The following is a 17,503-nucleotide window of genomic DNA, read 5'->3' as shown; positions in this document are numbered from 1 at the left end:
TAGTCACTTTTCTTCCTTCGGCGCATATTTTCATAACTCTGTCGCATACTAACCTCATCACAGCCGAAGGAGGTGACTACACATGAATGAAGCAAATCAAGGCAGAAGCCGTCGCAGTAACAACCTAGTTGTTCCTCAAGCCAACAACGCATTGCAACAATTGAAATATGAAGCTGCACAAGAGCTGGGCATCACCATTCCGGCAGATGGTTACTACGGTGACATGCCATCCCGTGAAGCTGGTTCTCTGGGAGGCTATATCACTAAACGCTTGGTACAGCTGGCCGAACAGCAATTATCAGGTCGTTCAGGTCAATAAGCGTCATTATTCCACATGAGCATTCCGTTCATCGTAATTTACCAAAATGCGTTATAACGGGTATATAACAAAGGCGGTCTTCCCTAGGAAGGCCGCCTTTTCTTTACTTTTTTTAATTGAATTATTCGGAATTAGCCGCTCGGTATGTAGGCTTGTTGTAGCGGATCATGAGATTCGCCATGTTGTAGTTGGATTCCAGTGTTGCATCTACCAAAATCGTTCCTTGTCTAATGGCAAAATCGAAAGCAATCTCACCATGAGTCCAGCTACGCTTATGATTTAGCGTTTCTAGAGCCATACGCCGAAAATCCTCCCGATGCTTTGCTGATAACCCCGGTTCTACTGCTGCAAATGTGCCACCTTTACCTGCAAGCGGATTATGACGAATCCCAAATTTCCCAACTACATTGTTACGTATTTGTACAAATACGATACCTGACGACAAACCCGCCAGTTCATTATCCAGTTCTTTTAAAACGATATCCATCTGCCTTGCTAACGACAATTGACCTACTTCGTCCATTACAAAAACCCTCCTATATACCTTATCAAGAAATAATTAATAGGTCTTACGGCTCAATTATATGCGAAGATTTTTAACCTTACAATCAAAACCAACATAATTGGGTATTTATAACTATTTTCTAAGTATATCCATCATTTTAAATTTCGCCAACAGGTAATGTTAATTACACTTCGACATTTTGCGACTTTGTTCATCATCTTCTGCAAAAATCACAAAAAAGGCCTCCCTTATAGGAGACCTTTCAAAAGTGTAAATCTGTTATTTTGTCATTTGTAAAAATTGCTCAATATCCTGAACAGTAACTTGCGCAGCATTACGCCAGAAGTCAGCCTGTGTTAAATCGGTACCTAAGTGCTTGGAAGCCAATTCTTCGACTGTCATGCGACCCGTATCACGCAGCAAGGCATCATATTGGTCGGCGAAGCCGTCAGGATTTTCCTTCGCAAAAGCGTAAATTCCTGCACTGAACATATACCCGAATGTGTACGGGAAGTTGTAGAAAGGAGTGTTCGTAATATAGAAATGTAGCTTGGATGCCCAAAAATGAGGATGAGCCTCATCCAGGATACCACTAAACGCTTCACGCTGCGCTTGTTCCATCAACTCGCTTAATTGTTGTGCTCCTACAACTCCTTTTTTCCGCAGCTCGTAAAAACGGGTTTCAAACAGGAAACGAGCATGAATGTTCATAAAGAAGGCTACACCACGCTGAATTTTATCCTCCAGCAAAGCGACCTTCTCCTGACCCTCGGCAGCTTCCAGCAAAGCATCTGATACAATTAGTTCTGCCAGCGTCGATGCCGTCTCAGCTACGTTCATGGCATAGTTTTGATTCAATGGGTGCAATTCATTCATCACATGCTGATGATAACCGTGTCCGAGCTCATGAGCCAGTGTCGAAACGTTGGATGGTGATCCGGCATAGGTCATAAAAATACGGGTCTCTTTGCTCAGACGCAGAGATGTACAGAAACCACCCGGACGTTTGCCTGGACGATCCTCTGCTTCGATCCAGCTTTTCTCAAAAGCCATTTGGGCAAAGTCAGCCATTCTCGAGCTAAATTTACCGAATTGCTCAACAATCGTTACAGCAGCATCGTCGTAAGGGATTTTAGTGGTTGACGTCCCCAGCGGAGCTTCAATGTCATGCCAGGATAGCTTCTCTAAGCCCAGCAGCTTTGCTTTCCGCTCCAAGTATTTGACTACAATAGGCTTTGTTTCATTAATAACCTGCCACATCGTATCTAGCGTTTGTGCAGACATACGGCTGATTTCTAACGGTTCCTTAAGCACATCTGTCCAGCCTCGTTTTTCATATAGCTTCAGACGAAAGCCTGCCAAATGATTCAATGTATCCGCGCAATAGTCCTCTACGTGAGTCCATGCCTCTTCCCAACGTGCAAACACGTCTTTACGTACGCTGCGATCTGCTTCATCCAGCTTATTAGCAGCCTGACCTACAGACAGGTTTACGATCTCGCCATTTTCCGGCACGGGGATCGTCATATTTTTGACAATAGTATCATAAAAGTCGCCCCAGCCATGGTAGCCATCCACTGCGAGATCCAATGCAAGGCTTTCCAGCTCAGGAGCCATTTTTTCACGTGCTTCGTTCCGATATTCAGTCAGGACAAAAGAAATCGGCTGGATAGCTTCGCGCTCCATCCATTTCTGCCAAATGTCTTCACTGGTTTGTGCCAGCAAGTTCTGGAAAGATACTAAAGCACTTTTCCCTTGGGCATACAGCGTGTTGACACGCGCCCCCAATTGAACAGCCAGCTTGTCGTGCTGGTTTTGAGCAGTTAGACAAGAGACAAAGGAACCCGCCTGCGACGCACCATTAAACAGCTCCTGTATGCTATTCAGTACACTATCCAGACGCTCGGTATCCAATACCGTCTGTGGTACTTTGGCTGCTTTAAGCTGGGATTGCAGCTGTTGAACCTTGCTCTCCATTTCTTCCAAAAATGCATGAAATGAGGCAGAGGAAGATCCTCCGCTAAAAATAGATTCCAGATCCCATGTTTGCTTTAACGGCGTTTTCATAATAGTTCCACCTTTCTTTTTTGGCGAATTCATGTGGTTTCATATACAATAAAGCTACATCGTAATAGTAAATCACTACAATTGGGAGGAAAACAGGATGAGACCCTTACAAATTTCGCCGGAAACGGCTGTGAAATTATCCGAAAAGCTCGGCATTCCGCTGGAACACCTTATGCATACACCCCAGCACATTTTGATGCAAAAGCTGGCCGAACTGGCTAAAGAGGAAACCGCTGACTCGAACGGCGGAGAATCGAACAAATCATGATCCCTTTTCATAAAACCTGGCCTTATGACATCGTCATGGGAGACGTTTATGTACAGTCTTGTCCGTTTTGCCACCATGATAATGTTTTGCTGCCCCTGAAGCCAAAAGAACTTAAGCTCATACACGAAGGTATGAAAAAGTTGCTTGTGTTTCCATGCTGCCATAACAAGGTTACTTTGGTGGATTGTGATGACGATTATTTGCTGTCAGATACCACATTGCGTCATCATTAATTCATGAGGCAGTTGTAAGATAAGATAACCCGTTTTACAAACAAGGTGTGAACCATGAGCCTAAATCGGCCATAGTGCACACCTTTATTTCTTCAAGAGGAGCTTGCGTCCTGCATTTCCTCCGGCAGTTGGAAATTTTTAGCCAACATTTGTTCTCGCAGTACAGACCACTGTTCACGGGAAGCCCGGATCATAGCTGCATCCATAATCTTTTTGTCATTAATGACACGCGAAAACCAGCGTACCGCTTCGTGAAAGTTGCCTGTACGTCGATGCAGTTCACCAATCAGATAAAGCAGTTTGGCATTATTCGCCCCGACACCCTCCAGCTCATAGACCCGAACATACGAATCCAGACTAAATTTGAGAAAGCGAAGCTCCTGCTCCTCATTTCCCTGGTATCTGTACATCCATGCGATATGCTGTAATAGACTGGCTACTACGCGTTCCTTTTCTCCGATGACCTGGGCACAGAGTAAACCCAGTTTATACGTTTCTAATGCCTCTTCCCAGCTACGATGCCCGCCATATTCGCGAGACTGCCAGCGGTTACCGATTTTATCCTTAAAAATCTTGGTTTGCTGATCGCTTAACTGAACGGTAGAGTGCTCTGTCGAGGTAAATCCACAATGAGGACAGACCCTTACGACATAAAAATCCGGATTTTCATTCTTATAATAAGCACAAAAATCTGAATCCGTACGAATGGCCTTCTTTAGGCTTGGTCTGACACGGGATGTCTGAAATTCTTCTTCGCAATGTGGGCAAGCGATTTTGATCTGATATAACGGTTCAAGTTCCAATGTTTTTACAACCCTCTCCAAAATTCGGCAATCCCCGAAAGCTTACGGGGTATTTACAAAATGATGCGCAGGACCAGACAAACGGTTAAGTATGATTGAACGAAGCGGCTCCTCAATGCCCGTATCCGTTAACGCACCTGCCATACAAGACAACCATGCCTCTGCTCGCTCCTCCGTTACGGGAAACTTCATATGTCTGGCACGTAACATCGGATGACCATATGCATCAGAAAAAAGAGACGGTCCTCCAAAAAACTGGCTCAGGAACATATACTGCTTTTCCTTAACCGGTTCCATGTCTTTAGGAAACAGGGGACTTAACAACGGATCTTTATAAACTCTCGGGTAGAAGGCCTCAATAATAGCACGAACACCTTCCGCACCCCCAAGGTTGTCATAAATGCTCAGGCTAGGATTCATTTTTCTCCAACTTTCTGTGCTATGGTAATAAATATACACCCGTATTATAACAAAAAACAAAAAATGACGCTAAAAATAAGCGTCATTTTATCAATTTAACATATGAAGAGGGTGTGCTTCGTTGCACACAGCTTCGTCATTCTATAAACACAACTAATAACTCCGCCAATCCTCTTCACCGGGATGGACGAGAGAGGCACGAATAACATACACAAAAGCACATACGAACAGACCGGCAACGATACTCATCCTGATCACTCCATCCTTAAGGTTATGGGATCGTTGTTTTCCTATTTTAACATACTATTTACAAAAATACAGCATTAGATGTAATCGTTTTCTTTGATTTTTTTGTACTCTTTGTCCATCCCCGACATAGGTATATTAGTACAACTCCAAAGGAGGGGCCTCTATGTCGCTATACCGTCGTTACTCGCTTCCTCTGCTCATCCTTACACTGCTATTCCTATTTATGCTTATGGCTGTATACCCGCAATCTTCTCTGAATGCCGGACTTCGGGGGCTTGCCATCTGGTGGGACGTGCTGTTTCCGTCTTTATTCCCGTTTTTCGTTATTTCCGAGCTTCTCCTCGGTTTCGGAATTGTTCATTTCATAGGTGCGCTGTTGGATCCGCTGATGCAGCCTCTATTCCGTGTACCTGGCTGTGGGGGTTTTGTCGCTGCGGTCAGCTGCGCATCCGGTTACCCGATTGGAGCTAAACTAACAGCCAAGCTGTGGGAGCAAAAATGGATCACACGCATTGAAGGAGAGCGTTTGGTCGCGTTTACCACTTCCTCTGATCCGATATTTTTGATCGGTGCGGTTTCCGTTGGCTTCTTCCATCAACCAGAAATTGCACTCGTACTGGGCGCGGCCCATTATGGTGGCGTGCTCATCATCGGGCTGCTTATGCGCTTCCACGGTTCCCGTTCAGGGGAAACAGATACTCGCAGCGACCGCCCTCAACCTACTCAAAAAGCCTGGTCGAAGTCCACGAATACAAAAGCAGCAGGTCGCAATAGGCAGCCTGGACCCCTACGCCAAGCATTATATGCCATGCATACAGCTCGTTTGGAAGATGGTCGCCCATTGGGTGAGTTACTTCGTCAGGCGATTACCTCCTCCCTACGCCTTATTATTGTCGTAGGAGGGCTAGTTGTATTCTTCTGCGTCATTTTAGAAGCTTTGACGAACTCCGGTTTAATGAGCGGGCTTCATCTGCTTACGGCAAGCCTATTGACTGCATGTGGTCTTCCTCCTACGTTAACGGAGTCCATCGTGGGTGGTATTTTCGAAGTCACTTTAGGAGCGCAAGCCGCAGGTGAAGCCACGGCAGCAGCGTTACCATTCAAGGTAGCCGCAGCCGCTTTTGTTCTCTCCTGGGGCGGGCTGTCGGTTCATGCGCAGGTTGCAAGTATTTTAAATATGACAAATCTCCGCTATATGCCATTTTTGTTGGCCCGGGCTGCGCACGGCATCATCTCAGCACTGCTAGCTCTCGTGTTATGGCGGCCTCTGATGGGACAGGGAAGCTCTCCAGTCTTTTCTCCAATATACGACATCGCGTGGTCTCCTGGCTTCTCGTCCGCCATGCTGTTGCAAAGTCTGCTAGTTCTTGCCTTTATACTGGCTGGAATGCTTAGTCTCTCATGGTTGAGTGTGGGTACAAGTCGCTTATATGTACGTTTGAGAAGAACACACAGGCAATGAACGATTGTGTTCTTGCTCATAATTGATTATGATCGATATATACCCATGACAAAGGAGCTTTTCATCTTGAGATATTATGTTCTGGATCGCGGGGATCAGCACTCCATGGACTTGAGTCAGCAATTTCACCGTCTTGCCCAAGAAAAGAATTTCAAGCTGGATGCCGAATCGCCGGAAATCGTCGTGTCTATTGGAGGCGATGGTACGATGCTTCATGCGTTTCATACCTTCATCGACCGCATTCCGGATATTGCCTTTGTTGGTGTACATACCGGTCATCTGGGCTTTTATGCTGATTGGCGTGCGGACGAGCTGGAGGAGCTAATCCACCTGATGAGCCAAAGCGGATCTGAGGGACCGCTTAACCCGAGAATCGTTAAGTATCCACTGATTGAGTTGGAAATTCACAAGAAGTCAGGCAATGCTTCTTTTATTGCCTTGAATGAGTTTACGTTAAAAGGGGTGGATGGCACTGTCGTTGCCCAAGTAGATATTAACGATATCACCTTTGAAATGTTTCGCGGTGACGGTATATGTGTTTCTACCCCCTCAGGAACGACCGCCTATAATAAAGCACTTGGCGGAGCTATGGTTCACCCCACCATTGAAGCATTGCAATTGACTGAGATCGCTTCCATTAATAACCGCGTGTATCGGACACTGGGATCGCCATTGCTACTGCCCAAACACCATCATTGTGATATTTTTTCACGGAAAGATCAGCGTCTTTTATTGACAGTAGATCACCTGAACTTTCCTGTCGATGACTTAATCTCTGTTCGATGTCAGGTCGCAAGTCAGAAGATCAGCTTCGCTCGTTACCGTCCTTTCCCATTTTGGGATCGAGTACGCAACGCTTTTCTTAATTAGAACCTATAAAAGAGCCGACTCTGGCTCTTTTTTTACAAACAAAACGGTTCCTGAAAATTCAGGAACCGTTTTGTTGTGGAGCTGTAAATGTTTTATTCTTTTTACTACCCTCAGCTCTTTCGGCTTTAGCAGCTGGCTGGGTCTGACGCTGGCCCTCAGGTTCACGAGAGACACGAACTTGCCGTCCCTCCCGATTTTCCTTTGACTGACGCTCATAGCGTGGTCCACGCGATTCCTTTTTATCGAAACTTCCCTGCTGATTGCGCTGTCTACGTGGTTCACGGGTTTGCTGCCCTTCACCCGGATTTCGTCCATCCTTTGCTTCACGTCTTTCTCTGGATGGACGACTTTCGCGAGCTTCACGCGGCTGTCGCTCACGTACTTCCTGGGCATCCTTCGATTCCCGACGTTGCAACTCGCGTGGTTCCCGGGATTCTCGAGGCTGCTCCACTCGCGATTCCTCCGTAGCTGTGGAATCCTGCTGTGATTGCGGCCACTCCTGTTCTCCAGCTGTATGTTGCAATACTTCTTGCTGCTCTTCGGGTTCTAGCGTTCCTGCTTGTTCCCTTTGAGCATCTACCAACTGCTGAATATCTGGAGCAATGATTTCATCATTGACCCCGTTTTTATTAACCACTTCACGACTTTTTTGCAACACAAAATAGGCACAGCCAAAATTGCAGTATTCATTAATGTAATCGTCCAGTATCACTATAGATGTATCCTTATTTGCTTTGGGATGACCGTCTCGATAAAAGCCCTTCAGACGTAGCTGATTGTAACCCCAATCACCAATAATGTAATCATAGCGATCCAGCACTTCACTATACCGATCACGAAACGCTTCGGGATTCCACCCGTTCTTGTGATCCTGCAACAATTCATAGTTTTTACCACCGATTTGAAACAAGCTATTCTGACCGCCTTTCCCGGATCAAGCCTGCGAAAGGGCGCCTTCTTCCTTATGCTGAGCGGCTGACTTCACCTGCTCATGCGCTTGGTAGGAGCTGCGGACCAACGGTCCGGATTCGACGTGGCTGAATCCCCGCTGTAATCCCTCTTCCTTTAACTTCGCAAAATCTTCCGGTGGATAATATTTTTGCACATATAAATGTTTCTCGGACGGCTGCAAATATTGACCAATTGTCATAATGTCACAATCGACTTTACGCAGATCATCCATGGTTTGTAAGATCTCGTCCCACTCTTCCCCGACACCTAGCATGATGCTTGATTTCGTTGGAATAGCCGGATTTAATTGCTTCGCACGTTGAAGCAGCTCCAGAGAGCGACGGTATTTCGCTTTAGCCCGAACTTTGTCGGACATTCGCTCCACCGTTTCAATATTATGATTCAGAATATCTGGCTTGGCATCCATGACGATTCGTAGCGATTCAATATCGCCCATAAAATCGGGAATCAATACTTCTACACTGCAAAAAGGTAACCGGCGGCGAATCGCACGAACCGTTTCTGCAAATATAGTAGCACCTCCATCTTTCAAATCGTCGCGAGCCACACTGGTTACGACACAGTGCTTCAAATTCATGTTTTCAGCCGCTTCCGCGACGCGTTCAGGCTCCTGCAAGTCCAGTTCCGTAGGCATTCCCGTATTTACTGCGCAAAAACGACACGCACGCGTACAAGTATCACCCAAAATCATAAATGTAGCTGTCCTATTGGCCCAGCATTCATATATATTAGGGCATCGTGCCTCCTCGCATACGGTATGTAATGTCTTGGAACGCATCATGCTCTTGATTTCCTGATAGTTATCGCCTGTCGTAAGTTTAATACGAATCCAGTCGGGCTTAGCTTCCTTCACTTTTCTAGACAATGGCATAGACCTTCTTTCTGATAAGCTTAAGCTGTCATTGCCATACATTATAACATGAAAGCCATGGAAAAACCTCCATTCATTGTTCCCTTTTTGATATGACATTGATGCCGGAAAAAGTAAACTCTTTACATGGATAAAAGCGGCGGATATGGCTCAATCTAAACAAAAGCGCCCTATTCACGCTATTGAATACGGGGCCTAGAATTTACCGGGCGATTAAGCCCTTCTATAGGAGGTCGGTTCACGTGCCTTACCCTACGCGGACAGCCCGAGCTGTTCGTTTGTTATCGCTGCTGTTATGCGCTACTACACTGACAACGGCCTGTCCGCTTCCTGTCCATGCCCTTGCCAATCACTTACAGTCCTCGTCCGCCAGAAGCAGCCTGACCGCAAATGTAGATGCTTCACATGTTCAGTCTTCGTCGTATACGTCCAGGCTGGCTCTATATCATTCCATCGAAGCCCTGACTGGAGTTCCTTGGTACAGGCTGGCCGCCATCGACCAGTATGAACGCACACTTACAGTGGCCCATCCCAGGGATCGCAAGCATGCGGAACGGATCATAGGTATTTTCATCACGGGACCAGTCTGGTCCGGCCTGATGAACCCTGATTCGGAGGATCAAAATCCGCGTTCCATTGAACTATTTTCCGGGCTGGGACAAGACGGTTCGGGTGATGGAATCGCTGACCGTAATAATGACAAGGATCTGCTATTCAGCATCGCATCTTATCTCGGAAAGTATGGAAACAACGAGGATGAATTTGGTATTGCCGTTTGGGAATATTACCATAACAGCCGCGCAGTTCAAAGAGTTCAGCAGTTTGCCAAGCTGTATCGGACGTATGGCAAGCTGGATCTGGTCAGTCAAGCTTTCCCCCTTCCTTTAGGCAGCATCTATAGCTACCGCAGCACATGGGGAAGCCGTCGCAGCTGGGGCGGCTACCGGATACATGAAGGAACTGATCTGTTTGCTGGCTATGGAGTTCCAGTTCGCAGTACCTGCTACGGTGTAGTTGAAATGAAGGGCTGGAATCCCTTCGGCGGATGGCGAATCGGAATCCGAGATCTCAACAATCGCTATCACTACTATGCGCATCTTTCCGGCTTTGACAAAACCGTTCACAACGGAGACATCGTTACACCCGGCCAGACGGTTGGCTGGGTCGGAAGCTCGGGCTATGGAAAACCCGGTACCCAAGGCAAGTTTCCACCGCATCTGCACTATGGTATATATCGTGACAATGGTTGGGCAGATTGGTCCTTTGACCCGTATCCGTTATTAAGACAGTGGGAGCAATCCGAACGCAAAGCGCTCAAAACAGGAAAAACAAAAGGGACCTCCTCATAGGGGCCCTTTTGTTTTTTCCTAGGCAGCTCACGTCAGTCCCCTCCGCTCTATGGCGTTGGGGACTGGCTAGAGGTGTTTTGGTTTTCCTGTGCCTCTGGAACACTTTCTATGCTGGGATCTATAGCGCCGCTACTCTCTATGGAATGGGGAGGCAACGCCAACTGCGGAGCGGCTGCACCATTTTTACCCACTGGTTTCCCCTGATTGTCATAGTAGTACATCGGAACGTTGCCCACCACCAGCAAATAAGAAACTGGGATTTCCGTCTCCACAATCTGAGGTTGCATCTCAAACGGTATAACCACAGACACTTCCGTCGTAATCCGAATATACACTTCAACCAAGATCATGTTTATACCCGCATCCTGTTGACGCGTATTTAAATCCACCTTGATTGCTCCATGCGGCTCCACCTTTAAAGGAACCTTGGGTCCATAAGCTGCCAACAGCGGACTGCCCAATGCCTGACCAATCGGAACGCTCTCATCAAAATGGCTCATGCTGTCCATCGTTGCCTTGACTGCTTTGAGCGTGTCTGACGTAATTCTCATATGCTCTGCATAATTCAAAACAAAACCGGAGGTTCTTCCTTGTGCATCCGTTCTCCATTCGATCAAATTATCAGCTGTCTTCCCCTGCTCTACCTGTGCTGTAATTGCTGAATTAATAGCCTCCGTCGCCATTTGTTTGACCCGCACTTTTGCCAGGTGCATCATGGGCGGCTTCAAATGCTGCTCCACATAAGCAGCCATCTGTATGATTCCTACCAACAGCGCCAGTGCCACAATAAAAAAAAACCTACGTCTGCCGCGTCGCCTTCTGTTAGGCGCGCTGTGCCATTGCGGTCTTCTCATCATCCGATCCCCCCGCAGCGTTGAACTTACCCTACAAGGATATGCGAGTTGTACACGAAAAAGAAGCCGCCCGTCCGGCAGCTTCTCTAGATGGAACAAATATATAATTGCAAATATAAGGTGCACTCATTATTTGAAAATATGGTCAATCTTTTCGATATCGGCCTGACTCAGTTGGACATTCAACGTTTTCAGATTCGCCAAAACCTGCTCCGGTCCCTTCGCCCCTGGAATGAGGGCATCAATCGAATCACGGGTCAAATACCATGCGAGCACAACATGAGCAACCTCTGCATTCAACGCATTGGCAATCTCCCGTACCTGCTCCACTTTGTCCAAATTACGAGCAAATGCATCTCCCTGAAACAGTGGATTTTTCGCTCTGATGTCCGAGAAGGTCATGTCTTTCGTATACTTACCACCCAGCAATCCCGAAGCTAGCGGGAAATAAGGCACAAACGAAATGCCATTTTCCTTGGTATAAGGCAGCAGATCCTTCTCAGCTTCCCGTTGAAACAAATTATGTTGGGATTGAAGCACATCTACATAACCGTCACTATTCGCATCCTTAAGTTGTTCAATGGAGAAGTTAGATACACCAATGGCCTTGATTTTGCCTTCGTCCTTGAGCTTCTTCAGTTCTCCGACTGCTTCTGCCTTCGGTGTAGCTTCGTCCGGGAAATGGATATAAAACAGATCAATATAATCGGTCTGCAATCTTTTCAGACTGGATTCGACGGATTCACGCAAAAAAGCAGGCGAGTTGTCAAAAACGACCTCTCCGTTTACGAATTTGTGTGCACCCTTCGTGGCAATAACAGCTTTATCACGCTGACCACGCTCTTTCAATACCTCACCAATCAACCGTTCCGAGTGCTCAGGTCCATAAATAAAAGCCGTATCCAGAAAATTGATGCCGTTATCCAAAGCTGTGCGAACGACTTCTTTGCCCGTTTCATCATTCAAATCGGAAAAGAGATTATGTCCTCCCACTTTATTTGCACCCAAACCGATTGGTTTTACATATAAATCTGTTTTACCAAGACGCACTTGCTCTGCCAATTCACGTCATCTCCTTTTCGAAAGTTACTTCCATTTTATTATTAGATTCCAAAAAAAGCAAAGTGCGTACCTGGCATTGTCCTCATCCTTTAATCCCCGTCAAGGCAATCCCTTCCATAAAATACTTCTGTCCTATGGCAAACAGAATAATAGCAGGCAAGACTACAATTAAAGATGCGGCCATCAAAACGCCCCATTGAGCCGAATATATTCCCTGAAACTGCTGTAGCCCAATCGCCAACGTAAATTTGCTCTCATCATTAAGGTAAACCAGCGGTCCCATAAAATCATTCCATGTGTTCAAAAACGTAAATAACCCAATGACCAAAATCGCCGACCTCGACAAAGGCAAAATAATACGGGTAAAAATCGTAAAATGATTGCCTCCATCCACAAATACAGCTTCATCCAGTTCTCGTGGTAGAGTCATGTAAAATTGTCTTAGCAAAAAAATATTAAAAACGCCTCCACCAAAAAACGAAGGTAATACCAATGGAACGTACGAATTAACCATGCCTAATGCCTGCCAACCAATAAATGACGGAATCAGCGTGACTGCAAACGGCAGCATCATGCTGCTTAACAATAGAGCAAATACCTTATCTCTTCCCTTCCATCTCATTCGCGCAAAGCTATAGGCAGAAATGGTACTCGACAGAAGTACACCCGCCAAAGTACCCGCAACGACGATAAATGTATTCACAAAATAGCGTCCAAACGATAACTCTTCAAACGGCTGAAAAAAATTCTCGAGTACAAAAGGCTCTGGAATCCATTTCGGCGGGATCAAAAAAATCTGACTTAAATCCATCATGGAGCTTCGCACCAGCCAATAAAAAGGAAACATACAAAACAGGGAGCCCACTATGAGAACTGTGTAGAGTAACACCCTGCTCCCACTCCAACCATGTTTTTTCATCTTCATGCCCCCCCGCCTTCGTAATACACCCATTTTCGGGCTGTCTTGAACAGAAAGGCAGTGAATACCAAAACGACAATAAAGAGCACCCAAGCAATAGCACAGGCATAACCCATATTCGAAAAGGTAAATGCCTCGCGGAACAAATAAAAGGTATAAAACAAGCTGGAGTTATTGGGTCCGCCCTGAGTCATGACGTAAGGCTGAACAAACACTTGAAACCCACCGATGAAGCCCATAATCGTATTAAAAAAAATAGTGGGCGATGTCAATGGAATTGTAATATACATAAGCTTATGAAGAGCATTTCCACCGTCAATTTCAATGGCTTCATAATAATGTCTAGGTATATCTTGCAAGCCTGCCAGAAAAATAATCATGGTTCCTCCAACGGTCCACAAACTCATTAAAACCAGAGTAGGAACTACCGACCCTTCGCTATAGATCCACTGACTTTCGGGCAAATGCAGCGCACGCAGCACCACATTTAGCAAGCCAAGATCCGGATCAAACAGCCACATCCAGATCATAGACGATGCTATGAGTGGCACAATGGTAGGGAGATAGAAAACAGTCCTGAAAAAAGCCAGACCTTTTACCTTTTGATTAAGTAATATCGCTAAAAAGAAAGCTACAATAATTTGCAGGGGCACACTTAGAAACACATAATAAAACGTAACCCCGAGTGATTTATAAAAAAATTGATCCGTACCGTCAAATAAGTGGACGTAATTATCCAGACCGATAAAATGGGCTTGTGAAGCAACCTTGTAATCGGTAAGACTGAACCAGAGACTAGCGATCATCGGTCCCAGAACAAAAATGACAAAGCCGAGAATAGCAGGGGCGGCAAAAAGCCACCCCAACCCATTTTCCTTCTTACGAATAGAAGATAATGATTGCATTCTATCCCTCTCTTTCTGTCAAAACACTCACCCTATTCTTTTGGATACGTCCCCTTAAATTCCGCGTTGGCCTTTGCGGAAACCTCCCTAAATGCTTGCTCCACCGTTTTCTTTCCTAGCCATACCTGATCCAGCGCCGGGTTAATGATGGCATTGATTTTTCCCGAGTTTTTCAGATAATAGTCGTAAGAATTAACACCGTTATGCAGCGTTTGGTTCATGACAGCATCACGGTAACCATCGGCATGACCTGGTTTGACATCGGCCCATTTGCTAATCAAGTCTGGTTCGGTGTACCACTTTTTCATGACAGGCATCCACAATCCGCTTGAATGCATGTCAAGTCCGCTTTCAGCATCCAGCAAGAATTTATAAAACATCCATGCTTCTTTAGGATGTTTGGTTTTGGCAGAAATCACTTCCGGTTCGCCAAACAGGATCGTTTTGCTGCTCTTCAGTTTAGGTAACACGCCTACACCAAAATTCACCTTCGATTCTCCAAGATCCAATTGAACCCACTGTCCATCCAGATCCATCGCTACACGCTTACTTTGCAGTGCTACGGCCGGGGAAGGTATATTTTTGGACTGCGTCGGCGACGGTGCCACATGATAAACATTGATCAGATCAGCCATTTTCTGAACAGCTTCAATCACATCAGGGCTCTCAAGATTAAGGGAGTCCCCTTTGTCTGAAATGACACTTGCGTTATTGGAAGGCACAAGCAAATGCCACATCCATGTATCAAACCGAACTCCATACTGTTTAATGTTACTTGCATCGAAATTGGGGCTGAGCGCATTATTTCCCGCTTTATCAATGGTGAGCTTTTGTGCTGTCTCTAAAAACTGCTCCCATGTCCAAGCCTCTTCAGCCTTTACTGGTGGCAAAGCAACACCAGCCTCATCAAACAAATCTTTATTGTAATAGAGGGCGAAAGCTTCCTCAGTTACCTTGACCCCTGCCACTTTGTCCTTATCCCAATAGATGACTGAATTAGGAATGAGACTTTCCTTCGTTAGCTCCTTATCCTCCTTCAAAAATTCATTTAAATTATATAGTTTGCCTTGTTCAGCCCATTGCAGAGCCTGTGCTTTATAAATGGGAAATACATCGGGTGCCTGATTGGCAGCAAACATCGTCGTTAATTTGGTTACGTAATCTCCGGGGATATGCATATAGTTGATTTTGATCCACGGATATTTCTCTGTAAATTTTTTAGCGATTTCCTGCTGAACCTTCTTTTCATTGGTGCTCCCCCAACTGGCATAGGTCAGTGTCACTTGCTCGTGACCCTGCAAATCAACTGGTTTGCTGCTGCTCTCATTTGAACTACAGGCTGACATAAGCCCAACGATCAAGCACATGCAGACGATCCATAATTTTCGTTTTAACATGAGTAACGCCCCCAAACCGGTTATTTTTTTATCTTTTCGTTTGTTGCTTCGTCACTAAACTTATCTTAGCAAACGCTTACATTTTTAAAAGTCGTACTCTCATTGGATTGGTGTCATTTGATTAGATCTATGAATTTCCCTGATGCGAATCAGGACGAATGCCCCCTTACCTGCTGGCGAGTGGAGCGTAACGCCATATTCCATTCCATATAATAGCCGTACTCTTCTGTCTACATTTTTAATGCCCGTTGATCTGATTTCTCCAGCTTGAATTCGGCGTATATGATCTTCTTGAATTCCTAATCCGTTATCCTCCACTTTAAAACACACCAATTGCTTCTCAATCCAGGCTGTGATCCTAATCAGACCTCCTGATTCCATTTCCGCGAAGCCGTGAATAATTGAATTCTCCACAAAAGGCTGCAAGAAAAGTTTGGGAACTTCCATTTGAAGCAAAATGGGATCAATATCATATTCCACCTTGAACTTGTCCTCAAAGCGATTCTGCATAATATAAATGTATTTTTCCAGCCAATTCAGATCGGTTTCCAAGCTCCATGTATCGTTTTTGTTTCGAGTAGTAATTTGCAGCATTTCCGCCAGACTAATGATCAATTGGCCCAGCTCCTGCTGTTGATGTTCTAACGCGATCCAATACATGGTCGTTAAGGTGTTATACAAAAAATGGGGGTTAAGCTGTAAATTAAGTGCCATTAACTCCGACTCTTTGGCTCGTAGACGTGACTTATAATTTTCCTCGATTAAATCTTTAATTTTTTCATTCATTTGATTAAATCGAATCACCAGATCTCCCAATTCATCATAGCCACGTACAGGAATTCGAATATCAAAATGTCCCTTCTCCATTACTTTCATCGCCTGTTTCATATCCGTGATGGGCTTACTGATATAAACAGACAGTAAATAAGCAAGAATAACAGCAACGAGCATCATAAAACCTAAAAAAAACACCGTGTAGGTGCGAATCGTTGACAGATGTCCCAATACATCTTCCATAGGTGTGGCTATATAAGATACCCAGCCCGTCGTCTTCATGGCTTTGTAAACCAGTAATATGCTTTGACCTTTAACGTTTACCATTTTCATCCCTTGTTCCGAAGTAATGGCATCCTTAAGCCAATCCGCCACGGGTTCCCCTACTTGTTGCTGTCTATCTGAACTCATGACCATCCCGTTTTTATCATGAATCATGCCATAGGATAGATGTGCAAATCCGCTACGGGCTGCGTAATCTTCAAAACCCCCTTTTAACAAGTCAGGACGAAAATTCAATATAAGTATAGGTTTTTCCTTTCCCTCCGGAAGCGTATGGAAGGTTCCTGCATCATCTAATGCAGTCAAATGGAGCTGCTTTACTACAGCAAATAAAGAACTAAACTCATAAGAACCTCGTTTTAAATCCTGCTGATGGAATGTATCGGCATACGAATAAGCGGGAATCCATTGGGTAGCCCCCTCTGCTTCCACCGCCGTTGTTGCCAACGGAGAAGAATAGAACGGCTGAACAGGAATATACATCCGATCAGTGCTTCCATATGCATAATTTTGCGTCATAATTTGGGAAGCGTATACTTCCTCCATATTGCCAAAGTATCTGTACAAAATTTTTGTAATGCTGCGATCAGCTCGTAACAGTGATGAAGAATCCGAAGTATCCACGTTCGTAATAGTTTGAAGGAGGTCATGATCGATTGGAATCATATCTACGGTTTTTTGAATAGCTGTCAGCTTGTTATCCAGCAACTGGATATTACTACGCAGAACGCTTGTAACGCTATCTGTTACATTTGTAGTGATATTCCGTGCGCTCGTTTCAAAGTAAACGAAACCTAGGAGCAAAACGATAAAACCAGACAACAAAAAATAGGACAGCATCAATTTCGTACGAAAGCTACTGTCCGAAAATTTTTGATACATATATTTAACTTGGCGCATCGTATCTTCCTTTCACCTAACA

At 45.2% G+C, this 17,503-nt stretch carries 18 protein-coding genes; 6 read left to right on the top strand and 12 right to left on the bottom strand.

All coding sequences use genetic code 11. The features are described 5' to 3' along the window. Positions 1-82: 82 nt before the first annotated feature. A complete protein-coding gene (locus G9G54_RS17850) occupies positions 83-319 on the top strand; it encodes an alpha/beta-type small acid-soluble spore protein (RefSeq protein ID WP_013311861.1) in 237 nt (78 codons plus the stop codon). 121 nt (positions 320-440) lie between these two features. Here G9G54_RS17850 and G9G54_RS17845 read toward each other — a convergent pair whose 3' ends face one another. Both G9G54_RS17845 and G9G54_RS17840 read right to left on the bottom strand, forming a co-directional pair. After that, the gene (locus G9G54_RS17845; RefSeq protein ID WP_013311862.1) at positions 441-842 is read right to left on the bottom strand and encodes a hypothetical protein; all 402 of its coding nucleotides are present in this window, start codon (positions 840-842) and stop codon (positions 441-443) included. 261 nt (positions 843-1,103) lie between these two features. Further along, positions 1,104-2,891: a M3 family oligoendopeptidase gene (locus G9G54_RS17840; RefSeq protein WP_165179065.1), complete on the bottom strand. Its 1,788-nt coding sequence runs from the start codon at positions 2,889-2,891 to the stop codon at positions 1,104-1,106. A gap of 97 nt (positions 2,892-2,988) precedes the next feature. On the opposite strand from G9G54_RS17840, the gene G9G54_RS17835 reads away from it, so the two are divergent. Then, the gene (locus tag G9G54_RS17835; RefSeq protein WP_165179064.1) at positions 2,989-3,159 is read left to right on the top strand and encodes a YycC family protein; all 171 of its coding nucleotides are present in this window, start codon (positions 2,989-2,991) and stop codon (positions 3,157-3,159) included. Further along, positions 3,156-3,392, top strand: a complete 237-nt coding sequence (locus tag G9G54_RS25780) for a hypothetical protein (RefSeq protein ID WP_165179063.1) — start codon at positions 3,156-3,158, stop codon at positions 3,390-3,392. Before G9G54_RS17835 ends, G9G54_RS25780 begins: the two co-directional genes overlap by 4 nt. A gap of 92 nt (positions 3,393-3,484) precedes the next feature. Here G9G54_RS25780 and G9G54_RS17825 read toward each other — a convergent pair whose 3' ends face one another. Both G9G54_RS17825 and G9G54_RS17820 read right to left on the bottom strand, forming a co-directional pair. Continuing rightward, positions 3,485-4,195, bottom strand: coding sequence for a DUF2225 domain-containing protein (locus tag G9G54_RS17825; protein ID WP_172828271.1), 711 nt, complete (start codon positions 4,193-4,195; stop codon positions 3,485-3,487). A gap of 42 nt (positions 4,196-4,237) precedes the next feature. Beyond that, positions 4,238-4,615: a globin domain-containing protein gene (locus G9G54_RS17820; RefSeq protein ID WP_023990208.1), complete on the bottom strand. Its 378-nt coding sequence runs from the start codon at positions 4,613-4,615 to the stop codon at positions 4,238-4,240. Between the two features lie 412 nt (positions 4,616-5,027). On the opposite strand from G9G54_RS17820, the gene ylbJ reads away from it, so the two are divergent. Both ylbJ and G9G54_RS17810 read left to right on the top strand, forming a co-directional pair. Continuing rightward, positions 5,028-6,326, top strand: coding sequence for a sporulation integral membrane protein YlbJ (gene ylbJ / locus G9G54_RS17815; RefSeq protein ID WP_069290343.1), 1,299 nt, complete (start codon positions 5,028-5,030; stop codon positions 6,324-6,326). Between the two features lie 66 nt (positions 6,327-6,392). Next, the gene (locus G9G54_RS17810; protein WP_013372943.1) at positions 6,393-7,196 is read left to right on the top strand and encodes an NAD kinase; all 804 of its coding nucleotides are present in this window, start codon (positions 6,393-6,395) and stop codon (positions 7,194-7,196) included. Between the two features lie 58 nt (positions 7,197-7,254). Here G9G54_RS17810 and G9G54_RS17805 read toward each other — a convergent pair whose 3' ends face one another. Both G9G54_RS17805 and lipA read right to left on the bottom strand, forming a co-directional pair. After that, a complete protein-coding gene (locus G9G54_RS17805) occupies positions 7,255-8,106 on the bottom strand; it encodes a YutD family protein (RefSeq protein WP_165179062.1) in 852 nt (283 codons plus the stop codon). Positions 8,107-8,130: 24 nt separating this feature from the next. Then, positions 8,131-9,033: a lipoyl synthase gene (gene lipA / locus G9G54_RS17800; protein WP_023990211.1), complete on the bottom strand. Its 903-nt coding sequence runs from the start codon at positions 9,031-9,033 to the stop codon at positions 8,131-8,133. 248 nt (positions 9,034-9,281) lie between these two features. On the opposite strand from lipA, the gene G9G54_RS17795 reads away from it, so the two are divergent. Beyond that, complete coding sequence (locus G9G54_RS17795) at positions 9,282-10,388, top strand: M23 family metallopeptidase (protein WP_165179061.1); 1,107 nt, start codon at positions 9,282-9,284, stop codon at positions 10,386-10,388. Positions 10,389-10,435: 47 nt separating this feature from the next. On the opposite strand, the gene yunB is transcribed toward G9G54_RS17795, so the two are convergent. From yunB to G9G54_RS17765, 6 genes are all read right to left on the bottom strand, one after another. Beyond that, complete coding sequence (gene yunB, locus G9G54_RS17790) at positions 10,436-11,242, bottom strand: sporulation protein YunB (protein WP_446723024.1); 807 nt, start codon at positions 11,240-11,242, stop codon at positions 10,436-10,438. Positions 11,243-11,371: 129 nt separating this feature from the next. Continuing rightward, a complete protein-coding gene (locus tag G9G54_RS17785; protein WP_165179060.1) occupies positions 11,372-12,304 on the bottom strand; it encodes an aldo/keto reductase in 933 nt (310 codons plus the stop codon). Positions 12,305-12,386: 82 nt separating this feature from the next. Beyond that, positions 12,387-13,223: a carbohydrate ABC transporter permease gene (locus G9G54_RS17780; protein ID WP_069290349.1), complete on the bottom strand. Its 837-nt coding sequence runs from the start codon at positions 13,221-13,223 to the stop codon at positions 12,387-12,389. A 2-nt stretch (positions 13,224-13,225) separates the two neighbouring features. Then, the gene (locus tag G9G54_RS17775) at positions 13,226-14,128 is read right to left on the bottom strand and encodes a carbohydrate ABC transporter permease (RefSeq protein ID WP_069290350.1); all 903 of its coding nucleotides are present in this window, start codon (positions 14,126-14,128) and stop codon (positions 13,226-13,228) included. A 32-nt stretch (positions 14,129-14,160) separates the two neighbouring features. Further along, a complete protein-coding gene (locus tag G9G54_RS17770; RefSeq protein ID WP_165179059.1) occupies positions 14,161-15,525 on the bottom strand; it encodes an ABC transporter substrate-binding protein in 1,365 nt (454 codons plus the stop codon). Positions 15,526-15,624: 99 nt separating this feature from the next. Beyond that, entirely contained in the window at positions 15,625-17,481 is a 1,857-nt protein-coding gene (locus G9G54_RS17765) for a sensor histidine kinase (RefSeq protein WP_165179058.1), read from the bottom strand. Between the last annotated feature and the right edge of the window lie 22 nt (positions 17,482-17,503).

Origin of the sequence: Paenibacillus sp. EKM212P (assembly GCF_011066115.1) — a bacterium.
Classification (GTDB): Bacteria; Bacillota; Bacilli; order Paenibacillales; family Paenibacillaceae; genus Paenibacillus; species Paenibacillus polymyxa_B.
This window is presented reverse-complemented; position numbering and strand designations above follow the sequence as displayed.